This is a genomic window from Algibacter luteus, assembly GCF_900141715.1.
GTDB classification, from domain to species: Bacteria; Bacteroidota; Bacteroidia; order Flavobacteriales; family Flavobacteriaceae; genus Arenitalea; species Arenitalea lutea.
Map to the genome: position 1 here is coordinate 215122 of NZ_FQYK01000005.1, position 23625 is coordinate 238746.

General features: G+C 33.2%; 25 protein-coding genes. 3 read left to right on the forward strand and 22 right to left on the reverse strand.

Annotated elements, in window-relative coordinates; genetic code table 11:
• Positions 1 to 618: 618 nt before the first annotated feature.
• From BUA46_RS11075 to BUA46_RS11130, 11 genes are all read right to left on the reverse strand, one after another.
• Positions 619 to 1014: a hypothetical protein gene (locus BUA46_RS11075; protein ID WP_019388187.1), complete on the reverse strand. Its 396-nt coding sequence runs from the start codon at positions 1012 to 1014 to the stop codon at positions 619 to 621.
• A 2-nt stretch (positions 1015 to 1016) separates the two neighbouring features.
• Positions 1017 to 1766, reverse strand: coding sequence for a class I SAM-dependent methyltransferase (locus BUA46_RS11080; RefSeq protein WP_019388188.1), 750 nt, complete (start codon positions 1764 to 1766; stop codon positions 1017 to 1019).
• Entirely contained in the window at positions 1757 to 2491 is a 735-nt protein-coding gene (locus BUA46_RS11085) for a DUF2071 domain-containing protein (protein WP_019388189.1), read from the reverse strand. The genes BUA46_RS11080 and BUA46_RS11085 overlap by 10 nt, the downstream gene beginning before the upstream one ends.
• Complete coding sequence (locus BUA46_RS11090; protein WP_026010097.1) at positions 2488 to 2883, reverse strand: DoxX-like family protein; 396 nt, start codon at positions 2881 to 2883, stop codon at positions 2488 to 2490. The genes BUA46_RS11085 and BUA46_RS11090 overlap by 4 nt, the downstream gene beginning before the upstream one ends.
• 182 nt (positions 2884 to 3065) lie before the next feature.
• Entirely contained in the window at positions 3066 to 4052 is a 987-nt protein-coding gene (locus BUA46_RS11095) for a type I restriction enzyme HsdR N-terminal domain-containing protein (protein ID WP_019388191.1), read from the reverse strand.
• A gap of 159 nt (positions 4053 to 4211) precedes the next feature.
• Positions 4212 to 5039 (reverse strand): hypothetical protein, encoded by an 828-nt coding sequence (locus BUA46_RS11100; RefSeq protein WP_019388192.1) that lies wholly within the window; start codon positions 5037 to 5039, stop codon positions 4212 to 4214.
• 338 nt (positions 5040 to 5377) lie between these two features.
• Positions 5378 to 6115 (reverse strand): hypothetical protein, encoded by a 738-nt coding sequence (locus BUA46_RS11105; protein ID WP_019388193.1) that lies wholly within the window; start codon positions 6113 to 6115, stop codon positions 5378 to 5380.
• A 125-nt stretch (positions 6116 to 6240) separates the two neighbouring features.
• A complete protein-coding gene (locus tag BUA46_RS11110) occupies positions 6241 to 6714 on the reverse strand; it encodes a hypothetical protein (protein WP_019388194.1) in 474 nt (157 codons plus the stop codon).
• A gap of 151 nt (positions 6715 to 6865) precedes the next feature.
• Entirely contained in the window at positions 6866 to 7441 is a 576-nt protein-coding gene (locus BUA46_RS11115) for a TlpA family protein disulfide reductase (RefSeq protein WP_019388195.1), read from the reverse strand.
• Positions 7442 to 7605: 164 nt separating this feature from the next.
• Positions 7606 to 7854, reverse strand: coding sequence for a hypothetical protein (locus BUA46_RS15180; RefSeq protein ID WP_019388196.1), 249 nt, complete (start codon positions 7852 to 7854; stop codon positions 7606 to 7608).
• Between the two features lie 277 nt (positions 7855 to 8131).
• Positions 8132 to 9322, reverse strand: coding sequence for a tyrosine-type recombinase/integrase (locus BUA46_RS11130; RefSeq protein ID WP_019388198.1), 1191 nt, complete (start codon positions 9320 to 9322; stop codon positions 8132 to 8134).
• 143 nt (positions 9323 to 9465) lie between these two features.
• Between BUA46_RS11130 and dnaG the strand changes: the two genes are divergently transcribed.
• Positions 9466 to 11424: a DNA primase gene (gene dnaG, locus BUA46_RS11135; protein ID WP_019388199.1), complete on the forward strand. Its 1959-nt coding sequence runs from the start codon at positions 9466 to 9468 to the stop codon at positions 11422 to 11424.
• 2 nt (positions 11425 to 11426) lie between these two features.
• On the opposite strand, the gene BUA46_RS11140 is transcribed toward dnaG, so the two are convergent.
• Both BUA46_RS11140 and nadE read right to left on the reverse strand, forming a co-directional pair.
• A complete protein-coding gene (locus BUA46_RS11140; RefSeq protein WP_019388200.1) occupies positions 11427 to 12056 on the reverse strand; it encodes a response regulator in 630 nt (209 codons plus the stop codon).
• Between the two features lie 97 nt (positions 12057 to 12153).
• On the reverse strand, positions 12154 to 12942 hold the full coding sequence (gene nadE, locus BUA46_RS11145) for an NAD(+) synthase (RefSeq protein WP_019388201.1): 789 nt from the start codon (positions 12940 to 12942) through the stop codon (positions 12154 to 12156).
• A gap of 92 nt (positions 12943 to 13034) precedes the next feature.
• Between nadE and gldB the strand changes: the two genes are divergently transcribed.
• Both gldB and gldC read left to right on the forward strand, forming a co-directional pair.
• Positions 13035 to 13997 carry a gliding motility lipoprotein GldB gene (gene gldB, locus BUA46_RS11150; RefSeq protein WP_019388202.1) on the forward strand — a complete coding sequence of 321 codons (963 nt, stop codon included), beginning with the start codon at positions 13035 to 13037 and terminating at the stop codon, positions 13995 to 13997.
• The gene (gldC, locus tag BUA46_RS11155) at positions 13997 to 14332 is read left to right on the forward strand and encodes a gliding motility protein GldC (RefSeq protein WP_019388203.1); all 336 of its coding nucleotides are present in this window, start codon (positions 13997 to 13999) and stop codon (positions 14330 to 14332) included. Before gldB ends, gldC begins: the two co-directional genes overlap by 1 nt.
• A 24-nt stretch (positions 14333 to 14356) precedes the next feature.
• Here gldC and BUA46_RS11160 read toward each other — a convergent pair whose 3' ends face one another.
• From BUA46_RS11160 to BUA46_RS11200, 9 genes are all read right to left on the reverse strand, one after another.
• Positions 14357 to 14833, reverse strand: coding sequence for a hypothetical protein (locus tag BUA46_RS11160; RefSeq protein WP_143148121.1), 477 nt, complete (start codon positions 14831 to 14833; stop codon positions 14357 to 14359).
• A gap of 48 nt (positions 14834 to 14881) precedes the next feature.
• Positions 14882 to 15505, reverse strand: a complete 624-nt coding sequence (gene def, locus BUA46_RS11165; protein ID WP_019388205.1) for a peptide deformylase — start codon at positions 15503 to 15505, stop codon at positions 14882 to 14884.
• Between the two features lie 31 nt (positions 15506 to 15536).
• Positions 15537 to 16814: a rod shape-determining protein RodA gene (rodA, locus tag BUA46_RS11170; RefSeq protein ID WP_019388206.1), complete on the reverse strand. Its 1278-nt coding sequence runs from the start codon at positions 16812 to 16814 to the stop codon at positions 15537 to 15539.
• Positions 16814 to 18751, reverse strand: coding sequence for a penicillin-binding protein 2 (gene mrdA / locus BUA46_RS11175; protein WP_019388207.1), 1938 nt, complete (start codon positions 18749 to 18751; stop codon positions 16814 to 16816). The genes rodA and mrdA overlap by 1 nt, the downstream gene beginning before the upstream one ends.
• Entirely contained in the window at positions 18748 to 19254 is a 507-nt protein-coding gene (locus BUA46_RS11180) for a hypothetical protein (protein ID WP_019388208.1), read from the reverse strand. Before BUA46_RS11180 ends, mrdA begins: the two co-directional genes overlap by 4 nt.
• Positions 19255 to 20070, reverse strand: coding sequence for a rod shape-determining protein MreC (gene mreC / locus BUA46_RS11185; RefSeq protein ID WP_019388209.1), 816 nt, complete (start codon positions 20068 to 20070; stop codon positions 19255 to 19257).
• Between the two features lie 23 nt (positions 20071 to 20093).
• A complete protein-coding gene (locus tag BUA46_RS11190) occupies positions 20094 to 21122 on the reverse strand; it encodes a rod shape-determining protein (protein WP_019388210.1) in 1029 nt (342 codons plus the stop codon).
• Between the two features lie 308 nt (positions 21123 to 21430).
• Positions 21431 to 22963 (reverse strand): bifunctional phosphoribosylaminoimidazolecarboxamide formyltransferase/IMP cyclohydrolase, encoded by a 1533-nt coding sequence (purH, locus tag BUA46_RS11195; RefSeq protein ID WP_019388211.1) that lies wholly within the window; start codon positions 22961 to 22963, stop codon positions 21431 to 21433.
• A gap of 163 nt (positions 22964 to 23126) precedes the next feature.
• Positions 23127 to 23582, reverse strand: a complete 456-nt coding sequence (locus tag BUA46_RS11200) for a GAF domain-containing protein (RefSeq protein WP_019388212.1) — start codon at positions 23580 to 23582, stop codon at positions 23127 to 23129.
• Positions 23583 to 23625: the final 43 nt, after the last annotated feature.

Below are 23625 nucleotides of genomic sequence, written 5' to 3' on the forward strand. Positions count from 1 at the left end.
TTTATCACGATTTCTGCATTACTTACAACGTTTCTGTATAAGAATAGTGCGGTTTTGCGTGCGAGGAATTTCCGCAGGAAATTCAGAAGTAGCAAAAGTGGACTATTCGTTGATTTAGCACTAAACTAAGCATTATTTTTATACGTTGTTGCCTACTGTAGTTTTTTCGTTTTTACTTTCTTAAAATTCTAAAAAAAAAATCGCGAAAAACAAACTAGCCAAAAATTCAGACGCATTTATTCCGTTCAGATTTTCAATTCAGCAAACTGGCTCAATTCCGCAAGAGTGAATTTCAGCGTTCAGATCTGATTTCCGCAACGTTTATAAATTCCGTATGAGTGGTAAGTCCGCAACAGGCTTAATTCAGATTTCGAGAAAAAAATTCAGCGTAGAGATTGGCAAAAGTCAGATGATTTTCAATTCCGTATTGCTCGCGCTTGAGTGGATTCCGCTATTGTAGGCAACGGTCTTGTATATGAAAAGTAGCGGATTTTAAGCACAATTTTTTCAGTTTAAACAGACCTTTTATTTATTCATTTTCTTTTGATTAATTGACTTAACCGCTATTTTTTATATACGTTGTTGGCAGTTGGTGTTTTTCTACCGTAACACCGTTTATTATTTTAATCCAGTCCGTAAAAATACGCTTGTTAAATATATCCAAAATATCGTAAATACGATGTGGATTGTTGTTTCAAAGGTCTTGCCTTTCCAAAGTTTCGTTGAATACACAAAGAGTTGAAAAATTAATCGGGTTGCCCAAAAAAATCCAAGTCCGAGTGCTATTGTTCTTCCAAATTTGGTTTGAGTTAAGTCTGTTGCAGATGTCAGACAAAGTAAGCCCATTAGAAATACCACAAAGGCAATGAAAAAGGTATGAACTGTCATCATTTGTCGGTTTATCAAACTCAAGGATTTTAGTTCTTCTTTCCAGCTAAAATATTTTGGAAAAAAGACGTGAATTGACGCTAAAGCCATTAATAAAACTCCAATAATTTTTAAGTGTACCTCCATTGTTATTTAGACTCGAAAATTGACATAAACGGTGTGAATTTTGTTTCGTTGATTGATGTAAAACCAGCTTCTTTGAACGCCTTAACCCAAGTTGTTTTTGAAAAGAAATGTGTAAAGCCGATGGTAAAAGCAAAAAAGTTAGGTAAATCCCTTAAATGTTCCACCATAATTACATTTCCATTGGGTTTGCAAACCCTTCTGCATTCTTTTAAAAACTGTATTTTTTCGTCTTGTTTCCGTATTTCGTGGATAGCTGAAAGTAAAAAAATGTTGTTAACCGAATTGTCTGATAGTGGAATTATATTTGATTTTATTTGTTCGGTGTTTGGATAGACCAAACTGACTTTTCTTGCTCTGATTATTGCAGGTTCTGTATGCTGTTTGGCATTGTAAAAATCATAAACTTGTAATTCTGATTTAGGCAAAACGTTTTTTATGATATAGCTTGTTTCATCAAAACCGGCATTGATATTTAGATTAAGATTTTGTTTTGAATCGTCAAGATTTATTTTTTTTAGCCAGTCGAAATGATAGAAACCTGAAAAATCGTAAACGTAGGCGGAAACGATTAAGGGCATTGTAAGACCGTAGATAAACCCACAAATGACCAACCAAAACAAGTTATTATTCCAGTTGAAAATATATTTGCTTCCAATAATTAGCACCAAAGCAATTAGTCCAAACACGTAAAAATGCCTGTTGAAACTTAAGATATTAAGAACTCCCTGAAATTTTCGTCTGCTTATTTCCATTTTTCAATTTTACCTTTTTCCCAATGATATGGTATATTCTTAATCTCAAAAGCATTTGCCAGAACTATGTTTTGAAGTTTCAAACTGTTCAGAAAATCAAAATGGTAACTTTCCACTTTTACAGGTACGGGTTTCCAATTTTGTCGAACGCCCAAAATAGTAAGTATGGTTTTATCTTTTTTGTTAACGGTAAAAGTATGAGGCAAAGGACCTGCAAACTTTCGAGCATCCTTCCAGTCGGTAAACGGGGAGTTTTCAGGGATTTTTATTTCGTTATTAGTTTGTTCAACTGAAATTTGAAATTTTGATTGTTCGGATTTAATGGTTCGTAAATTTCCGTTTGTTGTTTTCGTGATGTCTGTTGTAGTGTAATTGTAATGTGTGAATACATTACCAAATAATTCCATTTTCTTTTTGTCAGTTTGCGATTTGATGATGTACAAACCTCTTAATCGTTTTCCCGCGTTGTTGGTGTAGCGGACAAAAATTCGATAACCGATTAGGAAGAAATCATTACCCATAAATTTTGGAAAGCCCTTTGGTTTAAGCCCTTTTGTCTGAACCATTGCAATTGCTAAAAAAGCCCATTTGTCTTGAAAAGTGTCCAATTCCAAACATTTAGGAATGAAATTTTGAAGTTGTTCTTTGGGCACGGCAAAGGTCATAACCAACGAACTTTCAAAAAATGCTTCAACGGCAAACGGATGGTTTTTTAGGAAGTTCATATTGTGATAGGTGAGTTAGGTTTTTTGTTTAAAACAAATTCGTTGTAGTAAACAAGTCCGATGAATAGGAAAGCAAAAATAATATTTAGTTTTCCCCAGAGAAGCAAGTCAGGAACAGCAATAAATTCAATGATGTTCATTGTTGCAACAACTACCATTTGAAATATGGCGTTTAGTTTTGATTTAAATTTTGTCAAAATCCAAATTGCCATTACAATTTCGGCAAGTCCGATGAGAATTGTTAGCATTCTGGAATAATCGTTTCCTAAAATTCGGGCAACAATTTCTTCGTGTCGGGGAACGAGGTTTAACACTTTGCAAAAAAGCCCATTCGCTATCCAAATGGCTGCAATAAGATAAATCAGTATTTTACTTTTTTTTTCGTTTGTCAATGTTTTTCGGGGTTTTCCTTCACACTTACTGCCAACGGTTTTGTATAAGATTAGTTGCGTGGTTAAGCAACGAATTTAGCAAATACAAACCGAATAGAAAATCCGCGAGGATTTTCGTAAGTAGGCTAGAACCAAGCAATTAATTTTATACGTTGTTGGCAACTGGCTTTTCTTTCCGATTTCTATTTGTCAATCGAAACTAAAACTTTTTCAATTCCGAGTTTTTGCCATTCTCCATTTCTGAATTCTGGTCTTGACCTTAAATTTCCTAAAACTCCCGAAGTTTCTCTAAATCTGTTAGCATTCCAAACTTTTTGTTTAGAAGTTCCGTTTTTATAAAATGTCGTGATATAAGCTGTTTTGGTCAATAAAAGTCTCCTTTTAAATTCATATTCCGTTGACGGATTTAATTCAATTGGTAAAATTCCATTTGAATAGTCAACTATTCTTTCTTTAGAAAATTCTCTTTTTGGTAATTCACTTTGTGTTGGTAGTGCATTTTTTGCTCTAATCTCAATTCTCAAATTTTCCAAAACAGACTCAATTAATTCGCCATCATATTGGTCAAGAAAATCTTGTTTTATAAGTTCCGATATTTTTTCTTGATAATTTTCATCGAGTAGTTTTTTTGTCAGTTCCTTGTGTTCCTCTCTGCGATTTAATTTTTTTAGTCCATTAAGAGTAAAATTCCGCAATGATTCTTGGTTAAAATTTTCTTTAGCAAATATTTCGACAAATTTTAATCCTTTGTCATTATCCTTTGTGAACTTTATTGTTTCTAAAAGTATTGGGTCTTCTTGTTTTGCTAAATTTCCATCGTAAAAAATTTGGATTCCTTGTCCGATTAAAATTCCGTATTCGAGTTTTAACTGACGCATATATGAAAATAACTGTTGTTGGAATCTTGAATTAAGTGGAATGTTTGGTTGTTTAATTTCAATCACGAACAATTTTCTATTATCGGAATCTTTTATTACAAAATCAGGTGTAATTCTGTTTGAGGCACCAACTTGAAAGGAAGGTCGAATTTCTATATCTCCAGAATATTCTTTCCAATCCAAAACTCTTAAAGCTTGGACTACGTTTAGTTCAAAATCACTTTCGCTAATATCAGTCCGAATATTGTCGGATAATATAAAGCAGATTTCATTCCATTTTTCGTTGTTCATTTTCGATTTTCTCTGTTTTTTCAGCTTGTTGCCAACGTGTTTGTGTATGATTTCGTTGCGTGTTTGAGCAACTAATTTAGCAAATACAAACCGAATAGAAAATCCGCGAGGATTTTCGTAAGTAGGCGAGTACTAGCAATGAATTATACACGTTGTTACCTACAGTTTTTTATTCCGATTTATTGCAATTACCAAAGTTGAATTCGGTAAAAGTTTAATTGTTTTTCTAATTTTGCTGTCATAACGATTCATTAATTTTATTTCTTTCGTAATTCGGATAATGAGATATTCAGCACTCTTTTCAGATTCGTAAGAGTATTCAAGTCCGTTAATTATTAAATCACAAGCTCCATCTATTAACGATAAATCATAATATTCTCCATTGTATTCAATTCCGATTGAGTTTGAGTAAGCGTAGGTTTCGTATTTAATTTCCGTCTTTCCGCTTGTTGTTTTTCCAGTATATTTTTTATAACTCACATCATAAACTTCATCTTCATCTTTTTCTATTTCCAATTTTGCGTAACTGCCTTGAAAATCCAATAAAGACTCTTTGTTTTTAGAATTTTTCAGAATTAAAATCCCGTTTATAGTTCCACTAAATTTTCCCGATTCTAAATTTTGAAAAACAGATCCAAATCCGTTTCCATTAATTGAAAGAGAATCATTTTGTCCAAATAAGGGAATTGATATAATAATCAATAAAATTTGAATTTGAGTTCGGATGTTTTTCATAATTGTAGGTAACGGTCTAGTGTATGATTTCGTTGCGGAAAAATCCGCAGGATTCTTTCCGCTTGAGTAGAAAGATAACAAATGCGCGTGAATTTTCGCTAGAAAATTCCGCAGCAATGAATTATACACAATGTTACCTGTAGTATTGAACGGTGCGTTCTGCTTGCGTACTGCTTTAAAGTCTGCGTAACATTCCGTTCTGTTTTTCAATCCGCGCAACCATTGGTTCTGTTTTTCAATCCGCGCAACCATCCGTTCTGTTTTTCAATCCGCGCAACATTCCACTTTTTTTTATCCGCTTAACAATCCGCTTTTCTTTTTAATCCGCGCAACATTTCACTTTTTTAAAATCCGCTAACAATTTGATTTTTTAAGACAATTTAGAAGGCAGGAGCGTAGTATATTTCACATTAAAATTCGCAAACCTGAGATGAGAGAAATATTACAGGTAACGGTTTAGTACATGAAAAGTAGCGTTTTTGAAAACGTTATTTTCCGATGTTTAAATTTAATATTTTTTTGTTTTAGAAACATTCTATTTAACTAAATGAAGCTATTTTTTATGTACATTGTTGTGCTTTCGTACTTAATCAACATCCCCAACTTGAATTATTAATTATTACTAATTGTTCTTTTTCTCCGTTCTCTTTTGTTCTAATAATTTTTAAGAATACTCGACTTATCCAAAACTCAATCGGAAGTTTATTAATTGAATCAGCCTTGTTAATTTCCTCTGTGATGTATTCTCCTTTTAATTTTAAAACTTCTCTTTTTATCTTTTCAAAATCACTCTCAAGTTTTTGTTCTTTAATTTTTCGATTGTAGTTTGATGTTTTAAAGAAAAAATTAGAAGAATCTTTTAATTTCTCATATTGTTCAATTTTTTTCCAATTTTTCAGTTCTTGAAATTGTTTTTCTCCAACATAAACGGTCAAATTATTTTCTAAAGCTATAAATAACTCAAATTTGTCGAACTTATTTTTTGGTTGAATTTCAATCAATCTATTCTCAAAATTAAATCCAAGTTCCTCATCAAATATTAGAGTGTCTTTATCAATAATAAAATTATCATTAAATGTTGAGTATCCATTAATAATTAATTTATAATTGTCAAAATCTATTGATAATTTATTCAATTCATCATTTTCAGCTGACCTGAATTGTTCAAATTTTAACTCGTTATTTTTAAAATTATTTTCATCTTCAGAATCGAGCTTTTCAAATTTGACTTTTGGTTCAATTTTAGTTGAATCAATCTTTTTTTCAGATTTATCTTTACAACTTAAAGTTGAAATCAGAATAATTAATATGAGTGTTATCTTTTTCATCGGTATGAAGCACAACGTGTTTGTATAAGAATAGTTGCGGTTTTGTGTGCGAGGATTTTCCGAAGGAAAATCAGACGTAACAAAAGTGCAACTACCTTTGATTAAGCCTAAAATAGCAATTATTTTTATACGGTGTTGTGCATAGTACTTTTATTCTTTTCATAAATCCATTTGGTCGTATAAATACTTAAAATTCCGCCTAAAATTGTAGCCCAACCAACAAAAATCCAACTCCACAAACAAAACACTAATACTCCAAAAATTCCTAGTAATGGGTCAATCGGTTGAGAAAAAAAATGTTCGTTCAAAATCCAATATCGGAAGTTCAATTCCAAGGTTATAATATACCAACACAGCCAATGAGAAATTAATCCAGTCATTATTGCCACAATTATATAACTCGTATGGTTAAATCTATTCTTTTTCTCAATTAGATATTTCGCAATTAGTTTTGCCGTTATAAATCCAGAAATTCCAGAGTAGATATAGAAATAATCATAGTCTTTATTTGTTGTTGTATATGCAATCCAAATTCCAACAATAATTCCAATTACAGAAAATAATAATCCAAATATGGTTGAGAAAGATTTGATTTTCATTTAGGTCGTTTCGGTATTATGCACAACGTGTTTGTATATGGTTTGTTGCGTGGTTTAAACAAGTAATTTAGTAAATAATTACCGACAAAGAAAGTCCGCGAGGACTTTCGTAAGTAGACTAGAACTAGCAATAAATTATATACGGTGTTAGCTACAGTAATTTATCTATCAATCTTACAAATTCCTCACCATTTTCATTCCGTTTCACAAACTTTCCATTTATTTTTTTGTAAGTAATTCCTCTAATATTAGTTTTTGTTATAATTCCATTTTTGTCAAGTAAAAAGGTTTTAGGGAAACTGTAAATATTATAGTCGTTATGTATTTCTTTTGCATTTATAATATGGGTAAAATTAAATTCCCTTTTTCTTATAAACCTTCTAATTTCCTTCTTGCTATTATTAGTTATTGCTATAAAATTCACTTTATCAGAATATTTTGTTACTAATTCATTTAAAATTGGAATTTCCTCTATACAAGATTTACAAGTAATACTCCAAGCTATTATTAATGTTGGTTTTCCTATTAATATTTCAGAATTAACTTTTTTATCTGCAAGTGTTTTTATGTCGTGAAAAATAAATTTTTCTCCAATTAATTCCTTTTTGTTCGTTTTTTTACTGTTGACAATTTCATTTGTATCAACTACTATTTTTTTTAGAGGTGTTTTTTCTACTTCTTGACAGCTTAAAAAGAAAATCAATAGTAATATTAATAAATTTCTCATAGTCGTTTTTTATTGTAGCTAACGGTTGGTATAAGAATAGTGCGGTTTTGAGTCCGAGGATTTTCCGTAGGAAAATCGGAGTGACCAAATACGCACTAACCTTTAGATTTAGGATTAAACTTAAGCATTATTTTTATACAATGTTGTAGCACGTTTTTATTTATTTAAGAGGTTTTTGTTCTTTCTCTAATTAGCATAAAACTCATAATTATAATAATACTTATTCCGACTACTAATAATCCGTATTTGAATAATCCTGTTAATAAAAATGTTCCAAAACTCCCATACCTAAATTTGTTTGATTTTTCAACTAGTTCAGATATGATGTTAGAATTTTCTAAAAAAAAGAAAAAGACAATACATAATAAAGCAATAATGTAAAGTCTCACAATTTTATATTTTCTTTTATTCATTATAAATCATAGCTAGTCAGAACAATAATTAGAACCACATAAAATACTGTGCCTAGACTCATCAAAATCAATTTTCGTCCCATTTTGTCGTCTTTACTTCGTTTAAGTCCTGAGTTATATGTTGGATTATAAGTTCCACTTAATTTTACTAATATTAGATATACAGGTCCTAAAAAAAAGAGAACAATATCTGAGTCAGGGTATTTTTTTGATTCACTCATTGATTCGCAAATGTGCTACAACTTATTATATGTGGATAAATATATTATTTAATTTCTTATTTCATTCCGTTTCGGGATGATAAGAGGAATTTTTCTTCCTCTTTTTGTGATTTTGATAATTGCTCTAAAGCGTTGTCTAAAGGACTTGTAATCGACAAAATATCTTTCCGTGCTACATGTGTATAAATCATCGTGGTTTTAGGGCTCGAATGCCCTAATAACTCCTGGATGTGTCTCAACCCAACACCGCGCTCTATTAAATGTGTCGCGTAACTATGCCTTAAAGTATGTGGCGTCACCTTTCCTAAAATCCCAGCTTTTTTACAAGATTGATACATAAATTTTCGAACACTACTAGCAGTGTACGCCTCCTTTTTCTGGCCTTCAATTAAATAAACCGTTGGTTTATATATTCTTAAATAATGATGCAACAAGGGCAATGTGCTTTCTGCTAAAACAACATACCTGTCTTTTCTGCCTTTGGCGTTTTTTATATGTATTTGTTTCCTGTCTATTTTTAAATCTTCAATTTTTAAATTAATTAATTCACTTATCCTTAATCCGGCCGAATAAATTAAAGCCAATATCGTTTTATGCTTTAAATTCTCAGTCACTCGCAATAACCTTATCACTTCGTTTTGCGATAACACATTAGGAAGTTTTTTTGAAGCCGATGGGCGCATCAGTTTTAAATCGTCAATATGGGTATTCGGGTAAAAAACAATAAATAATTTCAAAGCACTTACAAATTGTCGTTGTGTGCTAATGGCATATTTTCGCTTTACAAAAACGGTTTCAATAAATAATTCAACATCTCTATTATTCAATTTAGAAATATCCTTTGCATTGTAAAACTCTATAAAATCTGCCATAAAATGAGCGTAGGTATCAACGGTACTTTTGCTATAACGCTTCCCTTTTAAGTACAAATAAAAACCATTTAATAAGTTCTTGTTGTCTAGCGTCAAGTTTCTAATGCGTTTTTTAGGAAATTGTTTGGTTGGCATGCTCGTATCCAAAACAGCATCAGCATTCACCTTGGCTTTTCCCTTTAATAACTCAAGAACTAGCTTTAAATGTTCGGGCGTATTCTTTATATACCATGTTTTTAGATTTTGACTCCATATAATTTCTGGAATGTCTCGCAGAATATTAATTAAAGTCGCATTATACTTGAAATTAATGGTAATTTGATGTGCCTTTCTATGATATTTACGATCTAAAGTAACTAAGGGCAATACGCTCATGTAATGAAATATTTTCTTAAAAATAATAAATTCCTACAAATAATCCATGTTCAAAATTAGGAGTTTATCAACCATGTACATTTTATATATTTTAAAATGCATTATTTTATCTTACTTTTACATTCCACAAAAAAAAATCAAATTTGATATCACCAGCATCCATAGATCAAGTGTTTGAAACCGCCCGAGTAGAGGAGGTTATAGGTGATTTTGTGCAACTTAAAAAAGCAGGAAGTAATTTTAAAGGACTAAGCCCTTTTAGCGACGAGCGTTCTCCAAGTTTTATGGTATCGCCAGTGAAACAAATCTGGAAAGATTTCTCTACCGGAAAAGGTGGTACAGCCGTATCTTTTCTTATGGAACACGAGCATTTTACCTATCCTGAAGCCATAAGATATTTGGCAAAAAAGTATAATATTGAGTTAGAAGAAACGCAGCAATCTTCAGAACAAAAAGAAAAAGCTAACGAGCGTGAAAGTTTGTATTTGGTAAGTGAATTTGCAAACGATTACTTCAAGAAAATACTTCATAAAACCGATCAAGGTAAGGCCATAGGCCTAAGCTATTTTAAAGAACGTGGTTTTACTGAAGAAACTATTAAAACCTTCGATTTAGGGTATGCCTTAAACGAATGGCAAGCCTTTACCGATGAAGCTTTAAAGCAAGGCTATAATATTGATTATCTGCAAAAAACTGGGCTTACCATTGTAAAAGAAGATAAGCGCTTTGATAGGTTTAAAGGGCGCGTTATGTTTCCTATAAAAAGCATGAGCGGACGTGTTTTAGGTTTTGGCGGACGTATTTTAATTTCCGATAAAAAAGCAGCTAAATATGTAAACTCGCCAGAGAGCGATATTTACCATAAAAGTAAAGTGTTGTACGGTATATATCATGCCAAACAAAGTATTGCTAAAGAAGATAATTGTTATTTAGTTGAAGGCTATACAGATGTCATTCAGTTTCATCAAACAGGAATAAAAAATGTAGTATCTTCTTCCGGAACTGCGTTAACTTCAGAACAAATAAGACTTATAAACAGACTTACCAAAAACATTACCGTGCTTTTTGATGGTGATGCAGCTGGTATGCGCGCATCGCTTCGCGGGATAGATTTAATTCTAGAACAAGGCATGAATGTTAAGGTGTGTTCGTTTCCTGAAGGTGAAGATCCGGATAGTTTTGCGAAACAAAACACCCTTGAAGAGCTAAACACCTATTTAACCGAAAATGCTAAAGATTTTATTCAGTTTAAAGCCTCAATTTTATTTGAAGATTCTAAAAACGATCCTATAAAAAAGGCAGAAACCGTTCGCGATATTGTAAATAGTATTTCTAAAATTCCAGACCGAATTAAAAAAGAAATCTACATTCAAGAATGTGCCCGAATAATGGATATTAGTGAAGAAGTCCTCTTTAGTACTTTGGCGCAAATCAATAAAAAAGATGTTCAAGAAGAAAATAAAAGGTATAAAACTGAACAAAAAGCCTTCGATGTTATAAAACACGTACAACCTGTTAAAAAAGTTGATGTACAATATATCTTAGAACGAAAAATTATTGAAGTGCTTTTGCTTTACGGTAATAAAACTGAAAATTTTGAAGACCTTGTTTTAAAAGAAAACGATAAAGGCGAATTGGTTTTAGAACCTGTAATCCATCAAGCCAAAGTATTCGAAAAAGTATTTTTAGACTTGCAAGACGATGAAATGGAATTTAGTAATGAAAAGTTTAAAAACCTGTATTACACCATTATTGATAGGTTGAACCAAGATCAAGAGTTTGAACTGAAAACCTTTGTAAATTCAGTAGACCAAGATATGGCTAATGAAATTACAACTATTTTAATGGAAGACGAGCGATATGCTCTAGACAATTGGAATAGAATGAATATTTTTCCTAAAGAAAAAACACACTCCATCGCACAATTGGTAAGCGAAACCATTTTAAGTTTGCGCTGTTTTTTAATCGACCAAAAGGTTAAAGAATTTCAGCAAGAAACACTACAAAATAAAATAGACTCGAATAGAAATATACTTGAAGAAGTAAAAGACTATTCGGGTCTAAAAATGTTGTTGTCTAGAAAATTAAACAGGGTATTGTAAAACTATACCTGTTGGCTAAGTTTTGCTTGGTTTACCAAATCAACTAAATTAGTAACCTTAAGCTTTCTCATAAGTCGAGCTTTGTAAGTACTAACTGTTTTTTCGTTGATATCTAATTCCTTAGAAATTTCTTTGTTTTTTCTACCTATCGTTAGAAGTTTCAATACTTCAGCTTCTCTAGTAGAAAGTTTTTTGTAAAAAGCACCGCCTTTGTTTACTCGAGTACCTAAGGCTAGTTGCTGGGTTAAATCGTTACTTAAATGAATACCACCATCATGTACTTTCAAAATGGCTTCATTAATAGTAATTACATTTACCGATTTGTTTAAATACCCTGCAGCACCAGCTTTAATGGCGTTTATGGCATAAACTTCTTCGGGCTGTGCACTAAGAATTACGGTTTTAATATCCGGAAAATCATTTTTTAAATGACGCAATACTGTAAGTCCGTTTAATTTCGGAAAATCAGTTTCAGTCAAAATAATGTCTACTGGATTTTTCTTTACAAAATCTAAGATGGCTTCGCCATCGTTCACGCTTCCTACAACTTTGATGTTAGGAGAAGCAGAAAAAAGAACCTCTAGTCCCTTCCTCGTAATTGGGTGGTTGTCTGCTATTAATAATTTTATCATAATTGAAAAGCTTTTTTAAATAACTACGTGAGAGATAGTTAGGTTGAGAGAATAAGCTTGCTGTAAATGTAATACTTTTTTAAATAATCTGCAAAAATTACTGTAAATTACTGGGAATTTCGCAAATCGGTATAGGGATCATCTTGTGTTTGTTAGAATTGTTATAGCGTTTATAAATTTTAAATACCTCTTGTTCTCTACCTTTAAAGTCGTTTGCTGTCTTGCCTTCATCATCCATTTTCATAGCCCACTCTAATTCTGGGTAAGATGCGCCAATTTGGTCTTCATCACTTCTGGCATCGCCAAATAAACCATCACTAGGCGCTGCTTTCATAATAGAATCTGGTACTTTTAAAAATTCACCTATTTGGTACACTTCAGATTTTAATAAATCGGCTATGGGGCTTAAATCGACACCACCATCACCATATTTAGTGTAGAAACCAACACCAAAATCCTCCACTTTATTGCCTGTTCCGGCTACCAGTAATTTGTAAAGTCCTGCGTAATAATAAAGTGTGGTCATTCTTAATCTGGCGCGGGTATTGGCTAAAGCCATATCTACAGTGGCTTGGTCGCCTTCCATAAATATTTCAGTTTTAAATTCTTCAAAAACGGGAGTTAAATCGCAACGGGTTTCATCAACATTATCAAAGCGCTCAATTAACTGTGCAATATGCTCATGCGCTCTACTTACATGACTTTCGGCTTGGTGTATGGGCATTTCTACGCATAAAACATTTAAGCCTGTTTTAGCACAAAGGGTAGAGGTTACAGCCGAATCTATGCCGCCAGAAACACCAACTACGAAACCATTTACGCCAGCATTTGTAGCGTATTCTTTTAGCCAATTAACAATGTGATTTACTATTTTTTCTGTTTGCATTATAAATGAATTTTAATCTAAGAATAGTACCTTTGCAAACAAAAATAACCCATACACTCAATTTATAAAAATTTATGCCGTTTAAGTTTTCTATGAAACCTACATTATTGTTTTTAATTATTGGAATAATGGCTGTTTCTTGTAAGAATGAAAGGTCTTTAGAACAAGATATCGCAAAAATAAATACCAATGTGCAAATAGAACGTTTTGATAGACTATTTGCAAATGTTGACTCCCTTAAATTAGATAATTTAAAGACGGCTTATCCTTTTATGTTTTCTGAAAAGTATCCAGATTCTTTATGGCTAGCTAAAAGTAATGATACCTTGCAAGTACAATTGTTTGATGCTGTAGATGAAACTTTTGCTGATTTTGAGAACACAGAAACCGAAATAGAATCCTTATTCAATCATTTAAAATATTATTTTCCAGAGTTTAATCCGCCTAGAATTATTACTACAACTAGCGATGTAGATTACAGAAATAAGGTGATTGTTACAGATACCATTGCGCTTATAGCTTTAGATACGTATTTAGGCACAAGCCACGAGTTTTATAGTGGTATTGCAAATTATTTAAAAGCCAATTTAAATAAAGAACAAATTGTTGTCGATTTGGCTGAGGCTTACGCTAAAAAATACACCTTTCAGCAAGAGCGTAAAACCTTGCTAGATGAAATGATTTACTTTGGTAAACTCTTATACTTTAAAGATGTTATGCTGCCTTTTAAAACCGAAGCGGAGCGTATAGGTTATACCGAAGCGCAACTTAAATGGGCTCAAGCTAACGAAAGTTATATTTGGCGTTATTTTGTAAGTAGAGAAATGCTATTTAGTACAGATTCTAAATTACCGGGCAGATTTATAAATCCGGCACCGTTTTCAAAATTCTTTTTAGAAGAAATAGATACCGATTCACCAGGTAGAATAGGGCAGTATATTGGTTGGCAAATTGTAAGAGCTTATATGAACCAAAACGATGTATCCTTAAAAGAAATGCTTATAAAAAGCACCGAAGATATTTTTAATAATTCTAAGTTTAAACCACGTAAATAATGGCAAATACAATAACTTCAAAAATAGAGCTTAATGTTGAATTGGATGAAAATCGAGTGCCAGAAAAACTGCACTGGACAGCTCAAGATGGAGGCATTACCAATGAAGAAGCTAAAGCTATGATGCTTGCCGTTTGGGACGCCAAAACCCAAGAAACATTGCGTATCGATTTATGGACCAAAGATATGCCGGTAGATGAAATGAAAGTGTTTTTTCATCAAACACTCGTGGCCATGAGCGATACCTTTTACCGCGCAACTCAAGATGAAAAAATGAGTGCGACTATGAAAGATTTTTGCGATTACTTCGCCGAAAAACTAGAATTAAAGAAATAAAAACTTAATCGTTTTTACGAAGAATTAAAAATTCATAGATAAGCCTAATCCGTTACTATTGGCGATTAAACTAAATTCTGGTTTCATCCAATTCGATGCTTTAGAGTCAACCGAGGCGTTATAAAGTTCTACCGCTTGGTTTATGTTTTTGTTAGCACGAGATGCGATTGGTATAGCAACCACGATAATACCTGCACCAACAGCAGCCAAAGTCCAATTCGGATTACCACCACCTATAGAATTCCCAATAGGCCATCCTACGAGCCCGCCACCTACAAAACCTAAAACTCCAGATAAACTACGATTGGTTCTTCCTTTTTTCATGATTTCGAAGGCTTCATTGTTCGATTCTATAATATTGGCCAAATCGCCAATAGAAATCAGTTCATCATTATAAGTGTATTTATAGCCTCCAAACACTTTTTCAATATCTATTTTTTGAGCGTTACAAAAGGCTAGACTTAACATCATTAAGGTTAAAGTAAGAAATGGCTTTTTCATTTTTTCAAGATTTAGGTTAAACATGTTGAGTGATGCTATCGTTTTTATTTAAAGTTTTATGGGTATGTTTTCATTTAAATGATCAAGATATAAAATACCATTTAAATGATCTATTTCATGTTGAAAAATAATTGCTGTAAAACTCGATATCGATTCGGTCTTTTGTTCGTTTTGCATGGTGTCATACGTAATTGTTATGGTATTTGCTCGATTATAAAGCGTTTTACTTCTATCAGGAATGGATAAACAACCCTCGCGCATGGTCTGTTTTTGTTCAGAATAGGAAATAATTTTCGGATTTAAATAAACTTCAAACGGGAAGTTGTCTTTATCAAATCGCTGTACCCAAATGATGTTCTTTAAAATACCTACTTGAGGTGCCGCAATGCCAACACCTAAAGAAGTGCTATCTCTTACCGTGGCGTATAAACGCTTTATGAAATTTTGTAAAATGGGATTGTTAGCATCTGGTTTGATATAGCTGCTTTTCATTCTAAGCAACAAAGAATCTTTTTCATTAGTAATCTTATAAACGCGCATAGGTTTTAAGCTGTCTGCATTCATAATCATTTTAATTTCTTCTTCCGAAAAAGACTTTTTAGTTATGTTTTTCGAACTGGAACATCCAAAAACTAAAACCAATCCAAAAATTAAAATTAATTGTTTTCCCATCCTGGTGAGATAATTAAATGCCGATTATCGGCTACCATTCGTTTATTCTGTTAGAATCTAATTTAATAAAAATAAAAATGAGAATGGTAAAAGCCCATAATCCAGAACCACCATAACTAAACATGGGCAAAGGAATTCCAATGGTTGGTATTAAGCCCATTACCATACCTACATTAATAAAAAAATGAATAAATATAATGGAAGCCACCCCATAACCGTAAACGCGACTAAACTGCGATTTTTGCAATTCTGCCAAATGCAGAATACGCAACAATAATAAAACAAATACAATCACAACAAAGGCACTGCCTAAGAAGCCCCATTCTTCACCAACCGTACTAAAAATATAATCGGTATGTTGCTCTGGAACAAATTTCCCTGTGGTTCGTGTGCCTTCCATAAATCCTTTTCCTGAAAAACCGCCCGAGCTTATGGCTTTTTCCGATTCGTTTAAATTATAAGCAAACGTGCGTTTCATTTGTTCAAGCTTTTCTGGATCTTTTTCCAAACGCAACCAAAGACTTATTCTATCTTGTTGATGTGGTTTTAAGATGCTCTCATAGAAAAATTTCACGCCAAAAGAGATCGCTATGGCAACTAAAACAACGAATATAGATTGAAAAACGCGGAGTCTTTTTTTACTTAAAAAATGATAACCAATCACAAAAATTAAAGTCACAAATGATGCCAGTATAGCTCCGAATTTTAGAGAAAGAATGGAAACGATAATGGCACCAACACCAATGGTTAAGTAATATTTAGGTAAACCTTCGCGATATAAAACAAAAAAGAAGGCACCGTAAACAATTGTACTACCCGTGTCATTTTGAAGTAATACCAAAATGGCAGGAAGAATGATGATTGCAAATGTTTGCAATTGGTCTTTTAATGAATTTATATTCGTGTTAATATCACTTATGTGTTTAGCAACCGCGAGGGCTGTAGCCATTTTTGCAAATTCACTGGGTTGAATGGTCATGCCGCCAATAGCATACCACGACGTGGCACCATTTACATTTTTTCCAAATAGAAAAAGCCCGACCAAAGACAACATGGAAATGATGTAAATGACACTAGAAAACCTTTCGAAAAACTTAGCATCAATAGCCAATAATAGTATAACTAAACCGAATGTGAGAAAAATAAAAACAAGCTGTTTACCAAAAGGCTGAGAGAAATCGAAATAATTGACGTCTGTTCCCGTATGAGAAGCCGATAAAATATTCAACCAGCCAAAACCAACCAATAAGAAGAAAAGAATGATGGTTATCCAATCGAATTTAAAATGCCTGTTAGTTTCTCTAACCATTAATTTTCAGTCTTTTTAATTCGGTTTAATTCTTTTTTTAAACGGTAATACTCTTGCTCTTCAACAATTTGTAAGCTTGTATAGCCATTAATTTTAAAGGGTTCGCCAGAATAAGGTTTGGCATACTCATTTTCAAGGCTATGTTTTAAAAGCCATTCTTCTAAATCACGTCTGGTAATATACCCTTTAATGTGTTTTTCTATCATTAAACTCGCTACTTTACCTGCAAATCTACTTCCCCAATACCCATTTTCAACAAAAACGGCAATAGCTATTTTCGGGTTGTCTTTAGGTGCAAAGGCTACAAATATAGAATGGTCGGTTAATTGCGTTTTTACGCTATCAATAATCGCAAAATTTTCAACCGTTCCTGTTTTTCCACAAATATCAATATCCTTTACTTGCAGCGAAGAGGCGGTACCTTTTTTATACACTTGATACATACCTTCAATTACAGGTTCAAAATGTTCCTTGTTAATACTAGTATATTTTGGTTTTGTAAATTGTTCCGGCAAGGTTTCGCCCTCAATATGTTTTATAATATGAGGGGTGTAATAATGCCCTCTATTGGCAATAGCAGCAGCCATATTTGCTAATTGTATAGGCGTTGTGGCTACTTCACCTTGCCCAATAGCGTTAGAAATGGTGTACGTGGAATAAAACGTACTAGGATAAATACTTTTGTAATAGTCTCTGTCTGGAATTCTTCCTTTTTGACCCACATACAAATCGTTATTTAAGAACTGACCCAAGCCAAAACTTTGGGCGTGATTGCTCCAGGTATCAATTCCCTGGGAAGCGCTTCCAGTTTTATCTAAAATTTTTCTGTAAGTGGTCGCAAAATAAGCGTTACAAGACCGCTGTATACCTGTAACCATATTATTTCGAGTGCCACGGTTACAATGGCATTTCATAAACCGATTTCCGTATTTATAACCTGCATAACATGTTACGGTCTCTTCAGGCGTTAAAACACCTTCTTGAAGCGCGATTAAAGCATTCATTAATTTAAAAGGAGAACCAGGTTCGTAAACACCTTGTAAACTTCTATTAAAAAGAGGTTTTGCAATGGAATCGTTATACAGTTTGGTGAAGTTTTTGGAGCGCGCTCTTCCTACCAATATATTCGGGTCGTAGGTTGGTGCCGCAACCATAGCTAGAATTTCTCCTGTTGAAGGTTCAATGGCAATTACACCACCGCGTTTATTTTTCATTAACAGTTCGCCATAAGCTTGCAATTCGGCGTCAATGGTTATGGTGATGTCTTTCCCTTGCACAGGTATGGTATCAAATTTACCATCTTTATAAGGGCCAATATTTCTATTAAAACGGTCTTTCTGAATGAACTTGATACCTTTTTCGCCTCTCAAGGTTTTTTCATAGGAGGCTTCAATACCTTGTTTTCCTATTAAATCACCCATTTTATAGTACGGGTCTCTTCTAATATTCGCATTGTTTACTTCACCAATATCACCAAGGACATTGGCGCCTATAGTAGTTTCGTAATTACGTAACGATCTTTTCTGAATGTAAAACCCTTCATATTTCCGCATTTTTTCTTGTAAAACGGCATAATCTTCTTTGGATAAATGCGATACAAAAACAGAAGGTAATCGGGGTGAATAATGTCTTGCTCTGTTATACTTTTTTACGAATGTAGCTTTGTCAATTTTTAATAACGAACAAAACTCCAAGGTGTCTAAAGGTTTTACTTCTCGAGGAATAATCATCACATCATAGGATGGTTGATTCGCTACTAATAATTGCCCGTTTCTGTCGTAAACAAAGCCGCGTTTAGGGTAATCATATACCTTTCTAATGGCGTTATCTTCAAAAAGACTGTAATTATTAGAATCGTATACCTGCAGATAAAACAGTCTCGACAGAAATAATATGCCTACTGCTATTATCGATATAAAAAGTAATAATTGTCTCATTTGGGTTTTCTACTAAAAATTATGGTTACTACAACACTTAATAAAATAGTAAATATACTTGAGAATAACGTTTTTTGGAAGATTAAAATTATCTTAGAAATGCTAAATATTTCTAAAGTAAATAAAACGAAATGATGTAACACTGTTAGAAATGTAAAATAGGTGAGTTTCGAACCAAAATCTACAGTATTAAATTTCACACTTTGGTGCTCGTAAACAGTGCCGAAAGAAGATTTTAAAATGACTGGGCGTGCATAGGCTATTAATACCGAAGCACCGGCATGAATACCACCTGTGTCTAAAAACATATCGATGGTTATACCTAATAAAAAACTAAGTAAAATAAGAATAATACGATTGTTTTTTACAGGAAATAATGCAATAAATAAAATGTAGATATAAGGGTTTATATACCCCAAAAAGTTAATGTGGTTTAAAATTAAAACTTGCACAAACACTAAAGCAATAAATCTTACGGTATGTATGGAAAAAATACTGTTCATTTAGTTATTGCTTAGTAGGTTTTCAATCTCTTCCTTATCGGCATTTTCAATAATGTAAACATGCTCAACGCTGGTCATATCGTTAAACAACTTCACATTTATTTCATAATAATTTTCGGCTAAATCCAGCTTAAAATCTTCAACAATCCCTACAGGAACGCCTTTCGGGAAAATCGAGGAACGCCCAGAAGTAACAATAGTATCGCCCTTGCTTACAGGTGCTATTTTAGGAATGTCGATAAGTTGGTTGTATTCTGGCGATTTCCCATCCCAAGTTAAGGTCCCGAAATGATTCGATTTTTTTAATTGCGCACTAATTCTGCTTGTGGTATTTAAAATAGAAATAACCGCAGCATAATTAGCACTTGTTTTATCTACAATGCCTATAATGCCTTTACTTGAAATAACTCCAAAATCTTGCTGTACACTATCGTTTCTGCCTTTATTTATAGTTAAAATATTATTACTAAATGAGTAACTGTTTTTTATAATATTCGCGGTGTAAAAACGATACAATTGTTTAAACATAACACTGTCGGTAAAAACAGAATCGGCATGTATTTCAGAGTTTCTTAAAAGCACGCGTAAGCGCTTGTTTTCTTCTGAAAGTAGCTCATTTTGCGACCTTAAATCAAAATAACTATTGATGTTGTTTAAAGAATTGTAAACGCCTCCAGTTAAAAAATTAGCCGAATTTATAAACTTACTTTTATGGTAAGAATGTGTTTGAATGGTAAACAAAAGCGATAAACCAAACAGCAACAAGAACAACAAAAAGTTTTTGTTTCTTATTATAAAATTAATAATCTGTTGCATGGGTTATATACCTGTTTGGAGCTCTATTTTATCAATACACTTTTGTATTTAGGTAAATTTTTAAGTGTAATACCAGTTCCTCTCACTACCGCACGTAATGGGTCTTCAGCAATGTAAACAGGTAAATCTGTTTTTTGCGATAAACGTTTATCTAAACCGCGCAACATCGATCCACCACCAGCTAAATAAATACCTGTATTGTAAATATCTGCAGCCAATTCTGGAGGGGTTTGAGATAAAGTTTCCATTACCGCATCTTCAATACGAAGTATCGATTTATCTAAAGCTTTAGCAATCTCTCTGTACGAGATAGAAACTTGTTTAGGTTTTCCAGTTAATAAATCACGTCCTTGAACACTCATATCTTCTGGCGGCAGCTCTAAATCTTCAGTAGCCGCACCTATTTGAATTTTTATTTTTTCAGCAGTACGTTCTCCAACGTATAAGTTGTGTTGCGTACGCATGTAATACACAATATCATTAGTAAAAACATCACCCGCAATTTTAACCGATTTATCGCAAACAATACCACCTAAGGCAATTACCGCAATTTCTGTAGTACCACCACCTATATCTACCACCATGTTTCCTTTAGGTTGCATAATATCAACACCAATACCAATAGCCGCAGCCATAGGTTCGTGTATTAAATACACTTCTTTACCATTCACACGTTCCGCACTTTCTTTTACCGCACGCATCTCCACTTCTGTAATCCCCGAAGGAATACAAATTACCATTCGTAATGCAGGCGTAAAAAACTTCTTTTTAAGCGCAGGTATGTTTTTAATAAACATACTTATCATTTGTTCAGAAGCATCAAAATCGGCAATTACACCGTCTTTTAACGGACGTATTGTTTTAATATTTTCATGAGTTTTTCCTTGCATTAAGCTGGCTTCCTGCCCAACGGCAATAATTTTACCAGAAATGCGATCGCGAGCCACTATCGATGGCGCATCAACAACAACCTTGTCATTGTGAATTATAAGTGTGTTTGCAGTACCTAAATCTATTGCAATTTCTTCAGTTAAGAAGTCAAAAAATCCCATGTGTTATTAAAAATTATTAGTGGTTTTAAATCGAATGTTGTAAATGTAATAAAAGTAAATAAATATATATGTTTTATGGTATTCAAATTTCATTTAAGCTTAAACTCAATACGCTAAACGCATTTCAACGATAATTGTTTGGGCGCCTGCCTGCCGGCAGGCAGGTTACCACAAGGGTCGGGCTTTCCGCTATATCTTTTTTACAGAAAAAGTAAAAAAGGATGCCGCTGCAATCCCTAACGCACTTGCTAGTTATCATTCAGTTAAATCAAAACCGTTAGTCCGTTCAAGTATAATTGAGGTCTCTTTTAATGCTTAAAGTGACGTGTACCAGTCATTACCATAGCAACACCATTATCGTTACAATAATCAATACTTAGTTGGTCTTTTATAGAGCCACCAGGTTGAATTACTGCAGAAATTCCTGCATTGTTGGCAATTTCAACACAATCCGGGAAAGGAAAGAACGCATCGCTAGCCATTACAGCACCATTTAAATCGAATTTAAAAGTCCCAGCTTTATGAATGGCTTGCTCTAAAGCATCAACACGACTTGTTTGTCCGGTACCACTAGCGCATAACTGCTTGTTTTTAGCTAAAACAATGGTGTTCGATTTGGTGTGTTTACATATTTTCGATGCAAAAATTAAATCGTCTATCTGTGCCTGAGTTGGGGCAGTAGTCGTTACATTTTTTAAATCTTCAGCCTTATCGGTAATGTTATTTCTATCTTGTACTAAAACACCATTCAAGCAACTTCTTACGTTGGTTTGTGGCATTTCAACATCATGAATTTTTAATAAAATTCTATTCTTTTTACCTTTAAGAATGTCTAAAGCTTCAGCAGAAAACGATGGCGCAATAACCACCTCACAGAATAATTTATGAATTTCTTCAGCCGTAGCTAAATCAATTTCTTTATTACTAATTAACACACCACCAAAAGCAGAAACAGGATCGCCAGCTAAGGCATCAACATAAGCTTGATGTAATGTTTCGCGTTGTGCTAAACCACAAGCATTATTGTGTTTTAAAATCGCAAACGTTGGGGCATCATTTTTAAACTCTAACATTAAATTTACTGCGGCATCAACATCTAAAAGGTTGTTGTAACTCAATTCTTTACCGTGAAGTTTGGTGAATAATTCGTCAAAATTCCCAAAGAAAAAACCGCGTTGGTGTGGGTTTTCACCGTAACGTAGCACCTTGCCGTTAGTTTCGCTAATTTTTAAAACTGCTTCATCATGGTTTTGGTTAAAGTAATTAAAAATTGCAGTATCGTAATGCGATGATACGTTAAATGCTTTTCCTGCAAATCGTTTTCTGTCTTCTTCAGAAATGCTTCCATTATTTTTTGAAATCAACTCTAAAAACTCTGCGTAATCATCAACAGACGAAACACATATCACATCAGCATAATTTTTAGCTGCTGCTCGAATTAAAGAAATACCACCTATATCAATCTTTTCAATAATATCTTGATTGCTAGCACCCGAAGCTACTGTTTTTTCAAACGGATATAAATCAACAATAACCACATCAATTTGTGGGATTTCATACTCCGATAATTCAGCAACATCACCGTCGTGGTTTTGTCTGTTTAAAATACCACCAAATACCTTTGGATGCAACGTTTTTACACGACCACCAAGAATAGATGGGTAAGAAGTTACATCTTCCACAGGAACAACATTAACGCCTAAATCGTTTATAAATTTCTCGGTACCACCAGTAGAATAAATGGTCACACCTTGTTTGTCTAGTTCTTTTACAATGGGTTCTAAACCGTCTTTACTAAATACAGAAATTAAAGCCGATTTTATTGTTTTTTCGTTGCTCATTAGTGTTTTGTTAGTTTTCTAAAATGAAATTATTGCTTGTTTTTCAGGGTTTTAGCATGAATTTTTCAATGCTCTGCAAAAGTAGTTATTTCCTTTAAAAAACAAGCCCCGAATTATCAAAAAACGGGGTATTTTTTTAACGAAAAATGGAAGTTGTTAACAACTATAAAATTTCAGAAATTTTTTGGCAAACAAACTCTAAAAATCGCTCGTCGGCTTCAGTAAATGGGTCTGGTGTATTCGAATCGATATCTATCTGTCCAATATTTTCACCTTTCACAAAAATAGGAACCACAATTTCTGCTTTTACCGTAATACTGCATGCTATATAATTATCTTGTGCCGATACATCGGGTACCACAAAATTTTGGTCACTTACTGCTACTTGTCCGCAAATCCCTTTCCCAAAAGGAATTACCGTATGGTCTGTGGGCTCACCTACATAAGGACCTAATAGTAATTCTTCTTTTTGCCCATTTCTAAAATAAAAACCAACCCAGTTGTAATATTTAATGTTGGTTTTAAGTAAATCGCAAACCGCTAATAGGCGCTCATCAACCGTTTTAGTGCTGTTCGAGATAATGTTTTCAACTTGTGGTTTTAAGGTTTCAAAAATCATAACTTTAAAAGTTTTGGTAAATGTATTTAAAAAGGTGTAATTT